The 16,508-nt window shown below is 51.4% G+C and carries 9 protein-coding genes; all 9 read left to right on the plus strand.

Annotated elements, in window-relative coordinates; genetic code table 11:
* Window positions 1-30: 30 nt before the first annotated feature.
* The 9 genes from recG (at window position 31) to ligA (ending at window position 16,392) form a co-directional block, all read left to right on the plus strand.
* A complete protein-coding gene (gene recG, locus M0R70_01370) occupies window positions 31-2,490 on the plus strand; it encodes an ATP-dependent DNA helicase RecG (protein MCK9418010.1) in 2,460 nt (819 codons plus the stop codon).
* A gap of 139 nt (window positions 2,491-2,629) precedes the next feature.
* Window positions 2,630-2,998: a hypothetical protein gene (locus tag M0R70_01375; GenBank protein ID MCK9418011.1), complete on the plus strand. Its 369-nt coding sequence runs from the start codon at window positions 2,630-2,632 to the stop codon at window positions 2,996-2,998.
* Window positions 2,995-3,822, plus strand: coding sequence for a prepilin peptidase (locus M0R70_01380; GenBank protein MCK9418012.1), 828 nt, complete (start codon window positions 2,995-2,997; stop codon window positions 3,820-3,822). Before M0R70_01375 ends, M0R70_01380 begins: the two co-directional genes overlap by 4 nt.
* Window positions 3,819-5,078 (plus strand): ATP-binding protein, encoded by a 1,260-nt coding sequence (locus M0R70_01385; GenBank protein ID MCK9418013.1) that lies wholly within the window; start codon window positions 3,819-3,821, stop codon window positions 5,076-5,078. The genes M0R70_01380 and M0R70_01385 overlap by 4 nt, the downstream gene beginning before the upstream one ends.
* Before the next feature lie 183 nt (window positions 5,079-5,261).
* On the plus strand, window positions 5,262-9,791 hold the full coding sequence (locus M0R70_01390) for a carboxypeptidase regulatory-like domain-containing protein (protein ID MCK9418014.1): 4,530 nt from the start codon (window positions 5,262-5,264) through the stop codon (window positions 9,789-9,791).
* A gap of 48 nt (window positions 9,792-9,839) precedes the next feature.
* Window positions 9,840-10,343 carry a carboxypeptidase-like regulatory domain-containing protein gene (locus M0R70_01395; GenBank protein MCK9418015.1) on the plus strand — a complete coding sequence of 168 codons (504 nt, stop codon included), beginning with the start codon at window positions 9,840-9,842 and terminating at the stop codon, window positions 10,341-10,343.
* On the plus strand, window positions 10,340-12,673 hold the full coding sequence (locus M0R70_01400; protein MCK9418016.1) for a hypothetical protein: 2,334 nt from the start codon (window positions 10,340-10,342) through the stop codon (window positions 12,671-12,673). The genes M0R70_01395 and M0R70_01400 overlap by 4 nt, the downstream gene beginning before the upstream one ends.
* A gap of 211 nt (window positions 12,674-12,884) precedes the next feature.
* Complete coding sequence (locus M0R70_01405; protein MCK9418017.1) at window positions 12,885-14,267, plus strand: sigma-54 dependent transcriptional regulator; 1,383 nt, start codon at window positions 12,885-12,887, stop codon at window positions 14,265-14,267.
* A 103-nt stretch (window positions 14,268-14,370) separates the two neighbouring features.
* Window positions 14,371-16,392, plus strand: a complete 2,022-nt coding sequence (gene ligA, locus M0R70_01410) for an NAD-dependent DNA ligase LigA (protein ID MCK9418018.1) — start codon at window positions 14,371-14,373, stop codon at window positions 16,390-16,392.
* Window positions 16,393-16,508: the final 116 nt, after the last annotated feature.

Here is a 16,508-nt window from a genome sequence, read left to right on the forward strand (position 1 = left end):
CCCTAAAATATTCTAATATTGTCCATGCCCATGGACAACCTCAAAACCATCCTTGACCGGATCAGGAAACCGCTGACTTTTGCGGCACGGGACGATTTTGCCCATATTAAAAGCCTGACAGCCATGGAACCTTTCATTCAATCCCAGGTCGAGGACCTGAAACAAATCGTGAAGGACCATGACGAAATAGCCAAGATGGAAAATCTGTTTGCCGGATTCGATGCGCTTTCATTGGAAAAGAAAAAGGACCGGATCGTCACGGCAGTGGCGGTGATCGACGCATTTGAGCAAAATGAAAAAAAGACCGATGGAGGCAAGGCGCCAGTTGTTATTCCCCCTCACCCCCCGAAAGAGGCTGCGCCTCAAACGGGGGAGGCCGGCACGGTTCTGCGGCTCGATGCCCCCATCCAGTACTGCAAAGGCGTCGGCCCCAAACGGGCTGAACTGCTCCAGAAACTCGGTATCACTACGATCGAAGACGCGCTTTCGTATCTCCCGTGGCGTTACGAGGACCGGGGAAATCTCAAAAAGATCGGCAGACTCACCTATGGTTCTTTTGAGACAGTGTCCGGCGAGGTTGTATCCGCCGACGTGGTCCAGACCAAACGGCAACGCGTTAAGGTCTTCGAACTGGTGATCACGGACAAGAGCGGAATGCTTGTTGGTTCGTGGTACAACCAGGCCTTTATGAAAAAGACATTCAGGCCCGGCCAAAGGGTAATTCTCTCGGGTGTCGTGAAGTCCAATCCCTATCGGAGCGGTCTGCCTCAGATTGACAATCCGGAATTCGAGATCATGGGTGAGGACGAATCGGATGACCTGATCCACGCCGGCAGGACCGTTCCGATCTACCGCGCCACCTCGGGATTGTCGGTCCGCGCGATCCGCACGATGATGAAGACCATCCTGGATTCCTGCGCGGGATCGGTGCGGGAAGCACTGCCTGACTTCCTGATCCAGAAATACTCACTCATGTCCTCTCTTGAAGCATTGTCAGAAGCGCACTTCCCCACAAAAGAAAAGGACCTTGTTGTCCTGAACCGCGGCACGAGCGCGGCCCACCGACGCTTAAGCTTCGAGGAACTGTTCTCACTGGAGCTGGGGCTCGCGCTCAGGAAGCGGGGAGTGGTCGTTGAAAAGAAGGGGATAACGTTCAGATCGCTCACGTTGCTCGAGACAGCGCTCAGAAGGGACCTGCCCTACAAACTGACGGCCGCACAGGAGCGGGTGATCGGCGAGATCAAAAAAGACATGACCGCGGACCGGCCCATGAACCGGCTGGTGCAGGGTGATGTGGGCTGCGGCAAGACCGTGGTCGCTCTGATCGCCTCGCTCATGGCTGTGGAGAATGGATACCAGGCTTGTATCATGGCGCCGACGGAGATCCTTGCCGAACAGCACTTCAAGAATATCACGGACATGGTCTCGTCACTCAAAATATCCGTCCGCTCGCTTACCGGCCGCATGAAAAAGAAGGAAAAAGAATCACTGCTGGGAGAGATCGGGTCCGGCGCGGCGCAGATCGTGGTCGGCACCCACGCGTTGATCGAACAGAACGTGAAGTTCGCCCGCCTGGGACTCGCGGTCATCGACGAACAGCACCGTTTCGGCGTGATGCAGCGTTCCACGCTCACGTCCAAGGGGTATGAGCCGGATGTGCTGGTCATGACTGCAACGCCGATCCCGCGCACGCTCGCGCTTACGGTCTACGGCGATCTCGACGTGTCCGTGATCGACGAAATGCCGCCGGGCAGGATCCCGATAATCACCCGTCTTTATTTCGAGAACCGGAGGAAGGATGCGTACCAGTTCATCGAAAGCGAGCTTGCGAAAGGACGGCAGGTATACGTGGTGTATCCGCTTGTGGAAGAGACGGAAAAGAGCGATCTGAAGGCAGCGACCGAGATGGCAGCGCATCTCCAGGCGGACATCTTCCCGAACTGGAAGGTAGGGCTTTTGCACGGCAGAATGAAGGGCGAAGAGAAAGAAGCCGTCATGACGTCCTTTAAAGCGGGAGCAATACACCTCCTGGTCTCGACCACGGTGATCGAGGTCGGCGTGGACGTGCCGAATGCCGGGGTAATGGCGATCGAACACCCCGAGCGGTTCGGTCTGGCGCAGCTCCATCAGCTTCGGGGGAGGGTCGGCAGGGGCGAAAAACAATCCTATTGCATTCTCATGGGACCGAGGATGTTCGCGGAAGAAGCGCGTGAGCGGCTGAATGCCTTCACCCGCACGAATGACGGCTTCATGATCGCCGAAGAAGACCTGCGGCTGCGCGGTCCCGGAGAATTCTTCGGCACGCGCCAGTCTGGCCTGCCGGACCTGCGAGCGGCGAACATCATTCGTGACGCGGACCTGCTCGAAAAGGCAAGAACAGAAGCCTTTGAACTGGTCCAACAGGACCCGACACTCGAACAGTATCCGCAGCTCCGTGAACTTCTGAAGCGGAAGTGGCAGGGCAGGCTCGGACTGATATCCGTGGGTTGATATTTTGCGAGTATTCTGATAGAGTAAAAAACAGGTTAAAGGGTTCAGGGAAAGAGGAAGGACCGTAATTATCTGTTAATCTGTAACCTGAACCCTGAACCCTGTACCCCGGACCCTGCACCCGCAATAAGGAGTCAAGATGACGATCTGGGAAAAAGCGGTATTGAACATGCAACGAGGCGCGCAGAGGTTATCAATTGCCGCTGTTCTCTTTGCCGATCGGGTGAGGGCTGAGATCGCCATTGTCCGACTGCGTATCAGGATCAGCGAGGTCCAGACACGGATCGATGAACTGCACCAAAGCATCGGCCGCAAGGTGGTAAACCTCGCCATGGGGGATGCGCTGCCGAAAATGAGTGAACAACTGATCCAGAACGAGGAAATCTCCGATGCCATGCAGGAGCTGATTGACCGGAAACAGGAACTCGAAGAGTTGAATGCCAAGATCAAGAGCGAGCAAAACCTGTTCAAGTTTGCTCCGAAGCGGAAGGGGGACGCCAGCGTATGATCAGTGCGGTTGCGTTTGTCGTTGGCCTGCTCGTGGGAAGCTTTCTGAATGTCTGCATCGTGCGCCTGCCGCGCGGCGGTTCCATCGTCACCCCGCCTTCCCATTGCCCGCGTTGTCAAGGCGGGATACGGTTCTACGACAATATACCGCTTCTCAGTTTTCTACTCCTGCGGGGTAAATGCAGGAATTGCGGAGAGCCCATCTCCTGGCAATACCCGTTTGTCGAGCTGGTGAACGCGCTGTTCTTTGTCTGGATCGTCAGCGAGTTCGGTATCAGCGGAGAGGCATTCCTCATGATGGCCCTCTGCTCGTCCTTGATCGTCATCACGGTTATCGACTACCACCACCTGATCATCCCCGACAGCATTACCCTGCCGGGCATGCTCGTCGGCCTTTCACTCGCGCCGTTCTTCATGTCCCCGCTCGGCGATCCGCTGCCGTTCCACCTCGACAGCCTTATTCCCCACGCCGGGCCGTACCTGACGGGTTTCCTGAATTCTCTCATTGGTCTGGTCCTCGGCGGAGGCCCGCTCCTCGCAATCGGATGGATCTGGGAAAAGCTCCGGCACGTCGAGGCAATGGGCGGCGGAGACGTGAAACTCATGGGCATGGTGGGCAGCTTCCTGGGGTGGAAGGGCGCTCTCCTTACCATCATGCTCGGCGCGCTGGCAGGATCCGTGGTCGGAGTTTTACTGATCGTTCTGAAGAGACATAAAATGGAAAAGTTCATTCCCTTCGGACCGTTCCTTGCGATCGGCGCGGTAGCGAGCGCGTTCCATGGCCCTTCCATCGTTTTGTGGTATCTCGGACTGTTCCGCGTATGACGTCTCAACCCTTTTTCATACTGATGCTCGGCGTTTTGATCGTCGTGATCGGATCGATGCTCTTGTGGAGCATTGCGCGTCGGTATCGCCGCGAACTCGGCATGCAGAATGTGGAGCGCGAGAAGACCACCGACACCTCGTTCATCATCAACGCCTTCCAGGAAGTTACCAAACAGCTCAAGGAGAAGGAAAAAGAGCTGGAGCGGCTCAGGGCACTTGCGGAACAACGCGCCGAGAACATTGAAACCTACAACGAAAATATTCTCCAGTGCGTCACGAACGGAGTAATGACCTTCGATAAGGAGTGTCATCTTGCGACGATCAACCGCGCCGCTCTGGAGATGCTCTGTTTACATCGGGAACAGGCCATGGGGAAGACCGCTCAGGAGTTGTTCGGAGACAGTGAGATCGCGAGGATGGTGCACGAGACGCTTGAGAAGAGAGTCCCGTCTGCGCGGATGGAGACGATGCTTGACAGGCCCGGCGGCAAGCTCTGGCTGGGTTACAATACTGCCGTGCTCATGGACCGGCAAGCGGCCGCACTTGGTGTTATCGTTTCCTTCTCGGACCTTACGGAGGTCAAGCGGCTTTTGGAACAGGTGGAGCTTCGGGAACGCCTGACCGCGCTCGGTGAGATGTCGGCAGGCATTGCGCATGAGCTCAGGAACCCCATGGCGGTCATCTCGGGATATCTCACGCTGCTGTCGAAGAAAAACGATCCGGCCGGTCAAGAGACGATACGGAGCATCGCGAACGAGATCAACGGCATGAATCGGATCATCGGAGACCTGCTGACCTTCGCGCGTCCGGCATCGCTCAACCGGGTTAAGGTCACCATCAAGGAAATGATCACGAGCTGTATGGCCGCGGTCCTGCAGGCCAAAGGCGGGAATTCACGGATCGAGACAATATTGAAACTCGCGGATGCCGAGGTCTCCGTTGATGAAGTCCTGATGCGGCAGGCGTTTTCCAATCTTCTTCAGAACGCGGTCGAGGCCATGCCGGACGGAGGTACGCTTACCATTGAGGCGAAGACGAATCGTGACCTCAAGATCGTGGTTCGCGATACGGGCATTGGCATACCTTCCGATAAATTGAAAAAGATATTCCTTCCCTTTTTTACCTTGAAAGATACGGGTGTGGGCATGGGGCTTGCCCTTGTACATAAGATTGTTACCTCCCATGGCGGTCGCATCGAGGTGAAGAGCAGGGAAGGGCAGGGAACGGAGTTTGTGGTAACGCTGCCGAAAGGATAAGTTCTTTCGGCTCGAATGAATGCGAGTGTCCGCAAATGAACAATTCTGAACGAGGCTTCGCCTCAGACCAAGGAAACAAAATCAATAAATTTATATTTTAGGGAAAACCATATTGTGATGCATCTCGTCATTGGAGTGCAATCGGGATCTGGTATAGAATGATTGCAATAATAAAATGATGCCATGTTAATCGTTGTAAAAGCTTTAGCACTAGATGATAAAAAGTTAAGATCAATTGCAGCATATCAAGTGAGGGAGGACCGAATGAGGGATATACGTGCAAAGAAGAAAAAGCTGAAAGACATGAAGAGCGGAATCATTCGAATGTCCAAGTTCTTAATGGCCTTTTTATTAGTGCTGGCGTCTTCGCTTTATGCTTTCGCTATTGATGATCCGGTCATGCTCAATCTGGGGCTGGTAAACGCTCTTAATAACGGCAAGCGGATAATCAGGACTTCATCGGGCAGAATTTACTATTTCATCGGTGACGCGGGGCATACCGGTCAGTGGGACGGGTGGGTGGAAGTGTACACATCCCAGGATGGGTCAAGCTGGAGCGGCGTCGGTTGGGAGGATCAGTGGCGTGGTGGGGCCGGGATCGGCCTCGCAATCGACGGCCAGAACGTGGTGCACATGGTAACATTTAACTGGGATTATCATCCCATTTACAAGAAATTCAACACTGCGAACAGCCCGAAAGCAAACCATTCATGGGAGGGCTATGAAATACTAGAAAGCCGAAAGACTTCTATTCAACCGAAGTGTGCCATCGCAATAGACGCAAACGGCGTACCCCACGTCGTCTATCAGTTGTATGAAACATCAAAAGGAAAAAGCGCTCAAACCCTCACTTATGCTAACCGGGTAGGCGGCACATGGCACAAGACGACCGTCTGGCCGATCGCGAGCGGCAGTTTATCCGGAGAATTCGATATTGCCGTCGGACCGGATAACGTCCCGTATATTCTCATGGGATCAAGAGTGCTTCGGGGAGACGCCAACCAGCCGTCCTCTTTTGAAACAATGAACCTTGGAGTGAACGGCTACTCCTTCGTGATTCATCAAAATGGCGATGCGAGGGTCGCGGTATCCAGTAACAGCAACTATGCCCATTACCTTCATTTGCATACCCAGCCATGGCTGAGCGGTTGGGACCTTCAGGTTTCAAGCACCCCCGACAAGGGCGGCATTCTGATACTTGTTGACGACATTCCGTATGAGGTCAAAGTGGTTGACGAAGGGCTCGCAGTCCAGAAGTATTTTGAGCCCCCGATTATAGTGGCGTCGAAGCTTTCGGGAGATCTCTGGCAATACCCTACTGCGAGATGGAGCTTTTACCATAGTAACAATTCGAAGATTATCGACATGGGGTTTCAAGCGTACTACACCAACATGGTTACTCAAAGCTTCTGGTACACAAAATACGGTGCAGCCATGGATTCGTTTTTTATAGCCACCCCCACGAGTGGTTACGCACCCATGACTGTAAACTTTACTGATAAGTCGAGCGCCGCCGAAGGTAAAAATATTCTCTCATGGGCATGGGATTTTGACAATGACGGCCTTATTGACTCTAATGAGCAGAATCCCATTGCGGTTTATAATACCGTCCGGATGCACACCGTTGTGCTTACCGTAACGGACTCCGGCGGCTCTACAGATACCGAGATCAAAAGGGATTATATAGAAGTAAAAGCCGGGACAGATATCGATGGCGATGGAATCGGCGATACCGAGGATAATTGTCCTACCCTGTACAATCCGGCACAGGTTGACCTCGATGGGGACAGCATCGGCGATGCCTGTGACGGTTCTGTGGATCTTTTCCAGGAGGCGGTGTTCATCGCCGGGTTAAGGACGGAATCGGCTCCCGATAAAAACACCCAAGACGTGACCGTTCTTATGAAGGACGGATCGTACACCCAGGCCCTACAGGTTCAGCAAAACAAATCAAATTACGATGTCATGAGTTTTCGATCCAACGTGGAGGCCCGGAAGCTGTCCAGTGCCGTATTACACGTATATTTAAACGATCTGTATGGCGGCACCCCTCAGCCTGTTCATATATACGCTTATTACCCGGACGGCAAGACCGTGCAGCCGTCCAAGGCTGTGACAGGGAATGTCTGGGCTGGCTGGAACCATATCGACGTTACTCCTCTTCTCCATCTTATGGACGGCGCCGGATTTATGAAGTTCAGGGTCGTGGCAGCGCAAAACTGGTTCAACGTCAGCGAAGCATACTTCACCGAGCTGGTTGATAATTGGGAAATTGGGGTAATACCTTCCCGTCTTGATTTCAATGCTGTTGGAATCGGCAGCTCGCCAACAATAAGCGTTAATGTTTCTAACTCCGGCGGCGGTGAATTGATAATTAAGAATGTCACCAAGCCGGGGGTACCTTTTACAATAACTGCTGATGGTTGCACGGGCGCCGTACTGCTTGCTTCAGCCTCTTGTACATTGACGGTAAGCTTCGCTCCAACCGCTACCGGCACTTTTGCCGATGCTATAGAAGTCCTATCGAACGATGCAGATCACCCTACCATTACGATACAGGTGAACGGAACCGGCACCTTGCCGTCGAATTCAATCACAGGAACGGTCACTGATTCTTCCACAGCATTGCCTTTGCCGAATGTTGCGATAACTGTCTCAGATTCTCTCGGCACACATACGGCAACAACTGATTCAAACGGTACATATACAATACTGGAAGTCGCGGATGGTAGTTTCACGGCAATTTTCGAAAAAGGAGGATATATCAAACAGACAATAAACGGGACGAAGACAGCAGGCCAGGTTAGTACCTTACATGTTCAACTTGCTCCAATACCAACCCTCACGTTGCAAATAACGTCTCCGCAATCCGGGGCAGTGCTCAATTCTTCGCCTTTAACAGTTACCGGAAGCGTGAGCAAGAATGCACAGGTAACGGTCAATGGCACACAAGCGACCGTGAGCGGTAATACCTTCACAGCGACGCTTTCCTTAAGCGAGGGCCAGAACACGATAGCGGCAACGGCTATAGATGCCTATAACCAAACCATTACAAGCAGCGTTATAGTCACTCTCGTGACAAAGGGCACTATTAAAGGAATAGTGACCGATTCTTTAACCGGCCAGCCTATACCCTCTGCCCAGGCATCGATAACTGATTCACTGTCCATAATCCACACAACTTTTACCGATCCAGCCGGGCAATATTCCATACCAACGGTTAGCCAGGGGCTGTACAGCGGAACGATCACGAAGGTAGATTATGGCGCATTCAAATTCTCCGGCAATTTGACCGCAGGCCAGACAGTAGCGGTTAACGGGTCGATCAGTCTCACGCCGCCTATCATCAACGTAGTTACGGCCGGCAACATTACCGGAGAAGCGGCGGTCTTCACCTGGACCACCGACCAGGCCGCCAGTAGTACTGTCGAATACGGAACATCCCCAGCGTATGGTAATTCGGTTTCTGATCCAGCGTTGACCACAAAACACAGCATCACAATAAATAATCTTACTCCTGGAACGGCATATCACTTCAGAGTTTCGTCTACAAACAGCCATGAACTTACATCATCTTCACCAGATAATACCTTCAATACAATAGGCACAAACATCCCTCCGACGATCAGCGCAGTGGCAGCCGGTAGCATAACCACAGGTTTGGCCACAATCACCTGGACAACAGATCAGCCATCAGACAGCCTCGTCTCATACGGCACGACAACGGCATACGAAAACACGATCAGCGATCCGACGCTTACAACAGACCACAGCCTTACGCTCACAAATCTCGCTATGCAGACAACATATCATTTCAGTGTGACATCAACGAACAGCTATGGCATCTCTGCTTTATCAAATGACAGCACCTTCACGACTTCGGGTCCGATCAACATCGCAATAACGTCGCCCGCAAACTCCGCAACCATATCCAGGCCTGATGTAATGGTTAAGGGCATGATCACAAATACAACGGGCAACGAGACCGGAGTGACGGTGAATGGCATCGTGGCAACCGTATATGGCAGCGAGTTTGTCGCTAATCATGTGCCGCTGGCAGAAGGGGCGAATACTATCACAGTCAGCGCAATTGATACCGCAGGATATACGGCAATGGCATCGGTGACGGTGAACGCAACGACTACCGGAAACTACATCCGCTTAACGTCGAATATTGAATCAGGAATATCGCCTCTGGAAGTCACTTTGAGCGTGGACGGGACGTTCAGCATTGCAAATTCAACTCTGAGCGCAACAGGCCCGGTCCAACCACAAGTCATTTCATCAACCACGGATCAGTACAAGGTGAGGATGACTACAGAGGGTAGGTACACATTCACCATCAGTTCAACAGGGCCGGACAGTAATACTTATCAGGATATCATAACCATCACAGTGATGAATAGGGCACAACTTGATTCCCTGCTCAGAAACAAATGGGAGGGGATGAAGGCGGCTGTTCTTAGCGGGAATACGGACGCAGCTTTAGACTATTTTGTCCCAGGCGCGCGGGACAGGTACGGGTCCATATTTATTAATCCATCCCGCAATATTGCAGCAAGACTGTCGGAAATTACTCGAATTGAAATCTATTCTGTCCAAGATGTGGCCGCGGAGTGCGTCGCAATCAGACAAGAATCCGATGGAGAATACGCATATCCTCTTACGTTTGTTATCGATGATAACGGCATGTGGAAAATTCTGGGATTCTAATATTTCACAATATTGCAAAATGAATAAAGAATCAAGGAGGCTCAAAATATGATTAGCAAAGTAAAGATTATCCTTATTGCTGTAATGTTTATTTCAGTTGTCTGCCCTGGATGTTATGCTGGAATAACCGGCAAGGTCATTGATGCTGAGACCCAGCAGCCGGTAGAAGGCGCTGTGGTGCTTGTAGAATGGACAAAGACAAAAGGAGTGCCTGGAATGGCTGCGACCGAATCATACAAGGTTATTGAAATGCTTTCCGACAAAGAGGGAAAGGTCACTATTTCAGGTGTTCTCGATCCATGGGTAAATCCCCCCCATATTACTGTTTATAAAAAAGGTTATGTTGCTTGGAATAACGAGTTTATTTTCCCTGATTATAAAAAAAGGACGGATTTCAAGTGGGAGAATGAACAAATAATAAAGTTATATTCTTTTCGAAAAGAATACTTGAGAAAAGATCATGTCTTCTTCTTACATAGTATGACGCATTGGGGAAAACTAATTAATGAAGCATATAGATGGGAAGAACTAGAAGGAGAGAGGCTAAGATGAAAAAAGGAATTATATGCATTCTTCTTCTTATTATTTATTATGCAAATTCTGCTATCGGTTTTGATAACGAAAGGACTCACAGAGACCTGACAGCAAAAGCCGTCGATAACTTTGCAACTAATTCTAATTCGTATTTGAAAGTAATTCTAGGATTTACAGATGGCGTGTCATCAGTGCTAAATGGCAACACAATTCTTTGGTGGTTAACAGAAGGTTCTTTTCTTGAAGATACCCCCAACTGCCGTGCCTCAAATCATTTTCATAATCCTTTGAAGCCATGGAATGAATCTGCCATGAGTGATGAGCCGCTGTGGTTGGATATATGGTGCTATGGCTGGAAACCATGGTACTCGAACATTGTCTGGGCGACCGGATATCAGGCCCCCGGAAGTCCGGTAATACAGCGCAACAGTCAGACAATGGGCTGGGAGAATGCCAGGGAATATTACTATTCAGCCTTAACGTCACCTACCGGCACTGCTCGTGAAATAAATTTTGCGAAGACTTTTCAGGCAGTCGGACAAGTGGTGCACCTTCTGGAAGATATGGCAGTACCTGCTCATGTCAGAAATGATTTCAGATCACACCTCACTTACCATGGGATTACTTCCATGAATCCTATAAAATGGTTTGGTAATCCATTTGAAGATTATATTAAGGGTAATCCAGACCTTATTTCGAGTGCAACCAAAACGATAGAATTACCGGCATTCAGCAACCCAAGAGTAACGGACTATTGGGACACCGATCAAATTGGTTCTGTTCTGGGTTTGGCCGAATTCACCAATGCCAATTACTTCAGCGATTCTACGATACCAAACAATAACCCGACATCCGAACATATTTACACTTCTCCTCAGATCAATATCGATTCAATCAATCAGTATCTATGCACTGACTATCTACCTGGCTCAAACACGCCTACCAAATATGTGAGTAGAAAGCAATGCCCGGCGGATCAAAGCAGCGTAGATCATTTTGCTGCGCTCAGTCTTATAAATAGCGAAGTGGAGACGGCAGGCAATAATCCGCAGATAAAGGAAGTTTGGCTTGACAACAATGTGCATAACACCTATGCAAAAGAACTTCTCCCCCGCGCTATCGGCTACTCCGCGGGTCTGTTGAACTACTTCTTCCGGGGCAAGCTTGGGATAACTCAGGTATCGGGCGGAATCAAGGTCAAAAACCTCGGAACGGAAACGATGTCTTCCTACATTGATCAAGCCACCCAGACAACCATTGGGACAATCACCCTATTTTATGATGACACATCAGGCAATAGGGCATTTCTCGCAGATCTCGATCTAACAACTCCCCTCGAACCCGGAGCGCAGACAGACGTCATCTCCTTTGCGCCACCCTCAGACAACATTACGCCAAAGCGCTACATCGTCGTTTTTCGCGGCAAACTCGGAAACGAAGAAGGCGCCGTGATCGGTAAAGTCGCCCTTCCCCCGCATGTCTATTATGTGGCAACGATGAGCGGATGGGACAAAATATACAAAATTGACGCAGACGGGACGAACCAGAGCATAGTTTATGACAACCCGGACGGATACTATATCGGCAAGATCACCATGTCGCCTGACGGAAACATTCTTGCTTTTGCCAGCAGCCCTGACGGACTTGTTGTGAATGCCGCCATTCAGACATTAAACTTAACCGACACGACTCTTACCCCCACTGTTTTTACCTCAGGGAATTGGCCGAGTTGGTCGCCGGATGGCGCGAAGATCGCCTTTGAGCGGGACATAAGCCAGGATCCGTATTCCGCGGATATAGAAATATTCACAGTCGATGTAGCGACCGGGGCGGAGACGCAGCTTACCGATATAGCGGGATCTTCATACAGCGGCAGCCCGGCCTGGTCGCCGAACGGCAACTCCATAGCATACTCAAAATTTGTTCAATCCCAGACAGGCTGCGCAACTAATTATGTTATTTCCCTCATGGACACGGCGGGGAACTCCATCGGATCATTGACCTGCCCTCCAGAGGGGGAATATATGTCGGTTGGGGACTTCGATCCCGCGTGGAGCCCGGACGGGCAGGAGATAGCTTTCACCAGAAGAAGATACGTCGGGAGGTCATCTCAGCTTCATAAAGTTGTTGTAGCCACAAAGACGATCATCAAGCTTACGGATTCTCCGGGTGTGGGGTATGATGAATATACGCCTGCCTGGTCGTTCGACGAGATGTCCATAGCCATCGGTTCCATGAGGGACGGAGATTATGATATCTGGCTTGTTGATCCGTACGGCGCAGGCTATCAGCTAAACATAACGAACGCAAATTCAGGCATAGACGGCTATCCGGCGTTTGGGCAATGACAGCGACCGGCATTACCATATGATATAATCTATCTTTGTGTACCAGCGGGCAAAATCAGGGTATTGTTTAAACGGGAGAGGATGACGTTATTCGGCATGCGATTGGCAACTGTATTGAATTATGGCACGGGACAGTCGAATAGGAAAGACTGGTTGATCAACCATTATCATAAGATTCGCGAATAAACGCGGGTGTTCTCGGATAAAAAATATGGATACCATTCTCGTCATTGAAGACAAAGAAAGCATGCTCGACATGCTCAAGCAGACCCTTGAGGCCGAAGGCTACCAGGTGATCCCGGCCAGAGACGGCGCCGAGGGCATCAGAAAGCTCTCCGACGAGCGCATCGGCCTGGTGCTTACGGACCTCAAACTCCCGAAAAAGGACGGTTTCGAAGTGCTGAAGGCGGTCAAGCAGGAAAACCCGCTCCTGCCGGTGATCGTGATGACCGCATTCGGAACCATCGAGACCGCGGTCAAGGCAGTCAAGCAAGGTGCCTACGATTTCCTGACCAAGCCCTTTGATACCGACCATCTGCTCGTGTTGATCAAACGGGCGCTCGACGCCTCGCGCATGGCAACCGAAAACATTCTCCTGAGAGAAGAGTTCGCCGACCAGCTCGGTCTTCCAAAGATCATCGGAAAGAGCGGCCAGATGCAGGAGATCATGGCCAAGATACAGAAAGTGGCGCCGACCAACGCATCGGTACTGGTCCACGGCGAGAGCGGTACAGGCAAGGAACTCTTCGCGCGGGCCATCCATTACCTGAGCCTTCGCAAAAACGCGCCGTTTATTGCGATCAATTCAGCCGCCATTCCCCGGGAACTGCTGGAGAGCGAATTGTTCGGGTACGAGCGCGGCGCCTTCACCGGAGCGGACGCGCGAAAGCTGGGGAAATTCGAACTTGCCGATAAAGGCACGGTATTCCTTGACGAGATCGGCGATATGGATATGGCCCTTCAGGCGAAAATGCTCCGCGTGCTTCAGGAACAGGTGATCGAGCGCGTGGGAGGGGGCAAGCCGATCAAAATAGACGTTCGCATCGTTGCAGCAACGAACAAGGACATTGAAAAAGCCGTGGCCGCAAGGTTGTTCAGGGAAGACCTGTTCTATCGCTTGAACGTATTCCCCATCACCATCCCGCCGCTCCGTGAACGACGTGACGATATCCCGGCGCTTGCACAGAATTTTTTGAATAAGTATTCAGCCGAAGTGCGGAAGGGGCCGCTCACAATCTCTGAAGAGGCGATGGATATTCTGATGAAATCGCCATGGAAGGGGAATGTGCGTGAGCTGGAGAACGTGATCGAGCGCGCCGTGATCTATGCGGAAGGCGGTGTGATACGCAGCCAGGACCTCGGCATCAGCGAATCGAGCATCCTTGACGCGCTTTCGGAGCATGTGCCCATGGATGGCCCGCTCCAGGATGTTGCGGCAGCGGCCACGCGCATAGCCGAGTCCCGGCGCATCAAGCAAGTATTGAAGCAGACGGGCAATAACAAGACCCGCGCCGCGGAGGTGCTCCAGGTGAGCTACAAGACGCTCCTGACGAAGATCAAGGATTATCAGTTGGAGGAGAAGGGGGATACGTAACTGTTCACGGTTCCCCCGATAGAATCATTCGGGGGCAGGCTCCGTTGGGAGTTCAGAGTTCGGGGCAACGACTCTGCACACTGGTTTCCTATCCACGACCATCATGGGAAAGATTATCTCTGACATCAAAAAAGAAATCAAAAATCTCGTTAAAGAAGTCAACGAGTATAATTATCGCTATCATGTCCTCGATGCCCCCGTTATCTCTGATGCTGAATATGACAAGCTGTTCCGGCAACTGAAGGAACTCGAAGAGCAATATGCATACGTCTTGCCTGATTCTCCAACGCAGCGCGTCGGCGCCCCGCCTCTCGACAAATTTGAAAAAGTCAAACATGCTGAACCCATGCTGTCGCTCGGCAATGCCTTCTCGTATGACGAGGTTCGGGAATTCGACCTGCGGGTAAAAAGATTCCTTAAATCCGATGATGTTGTGGAATATACGGTTGAGCCGAAATACGACGGTCTTGCGATGGAACTAACCTATAAAAAAGGGTTTTTTGACCATGCCTCTACACGAGGTGATGGGTATGAAGGCGAAGAGGTAACGACGAATATCAGGACCATCCAGGCGCTGCCGTTCACGATCGAAGGTGTGGACGTCCCCGATGAGATCGATATCCGTGGTGAGGTGTTCATCACTATCGATGAATTCGATACGCTTAACAGCGAAAGGGAAAAGGCAGGTGAACCCCTTTTTGCGAATCCAAGAAATGCGGCGGCTGGAGCAATCAGGCAGCTTGACTCCGCCATTACCGCAAAGAGGAAGCTCCATATGTCTTGCTACGGTGTCGGCGCCATGAAAGGGATCGGGTTTACGAGTCAGACGAACTTTATCTCGTGGCTCAGAAAAGCCCATTTCCCGGCGCCCGCAGTGCTGGATGTTGTTCATGGCGCTGAGCAGGTCATCGATTCCATCAAAAAGATTGAAAAAAACAGACCGGCTTTTCCTTTCGAGATCGATGGCGCTGTCATCAAGGTAAATGAGTTCAAGCTCCAGAAAGCGTTGGGTGTCAAAACACGCGAGCCGCGCTGGGCAATAGCGTATAAGTTCGCAGCCCATCAGGGCACTACGGTCATCGAGGACATTGTCGCGTCCGTCGGCAGGACCGGAGCAATAACGCCGGTTGCAATCATGACACCGGTAAGGATCGGCGGGGTCACGGTCTCTCGCTCGACACTTCACAACTGGGACGAGATCGAGCGCAAGGACATCCGCATCGGCGATACGGTGGTCGTGGAGCGGGCGGGTGACGTGATACCCCATATCGTGACGGTCATCAAAGAGAAAAGAACGGGTCATGAAAAACAATTCCCTCCGCCGAAACACTGTCCCATATGCGGTTCTCATGTTGTGCGGGAAGAAGGCGAAGTGGCTTTCCGGTGCATAGGCTTGAACTGTTCCGCTCAGGTGCTTGAACGTATCATGCATTACGCTTCACGGGGAGCAATGGACATAGAAGGCCTCGGAGAAAAGAACGTGGAACTTCTCTATCGTCAGGGTCTCATAAAACATTTTGTTGATCTCTATACGCTCAGGAAGGAACAATTGATAGAACTCCCGCGGTTCGCGGAAAAATCCGCACAGAATCTGATCGAAGCCATCGAAAAGAGCAAGCAGACGACGCTTAGCAGGTTTCTCTTTGCCCTTGGCATCCTTCATGTCGGCGAATATGCCGCCAGGCAGCTTGCGCGGCACTTTGAGAAGATCGAAGACCTGTACAACGTAAAACCCGGGCATATCATCGAGATCAAACAGATGGGTGAAAAGCTGGCGGAATCGATCTCGGGCTTCTTCAGTGAGGAGGAAAACCTGAAGACCTTAGGTACGCTGAAGAAGTTGGGAGTGATGATATCGAATTCCGACTATGAAACTGGTACGAAGAAAGAGCGGGGCCCGCTTGATGGACTTACCATCGTCGTAACCGGTTCTCTTTCACGACCGCGGAACGAAATTGAGGAACTTATTGAACGGCTGGGCGGGCATGCTGCCGGTTCGGTATCGAAGAAAACGAGCTATGTACTGGCGGGTGAAGAGGCGGGAAGCAAACTGGAGAAGGCGAAGGCCCTTGGGGTGAAGGTCATCAGCGAGGAGGAATTTGAACGCATGGTCAGTGGCGCCTAAGTCAAAATTCAAGATTAGCAAATATATTCATCCCGGAGAACCGGCGTACCTAAAAATACCGCAAGTTTATTCTTTTCAATTCGCCCCATTTCCACTATAATCAGATTATAACTTTC

It is taken from the genome of Nitrospirota bacterium (assembly GCA_023229435.1).
GTDB lineage: Bacteria > Nitrospirota > UBA9217 > UBA9217 > UBA9217 > JALNZF01.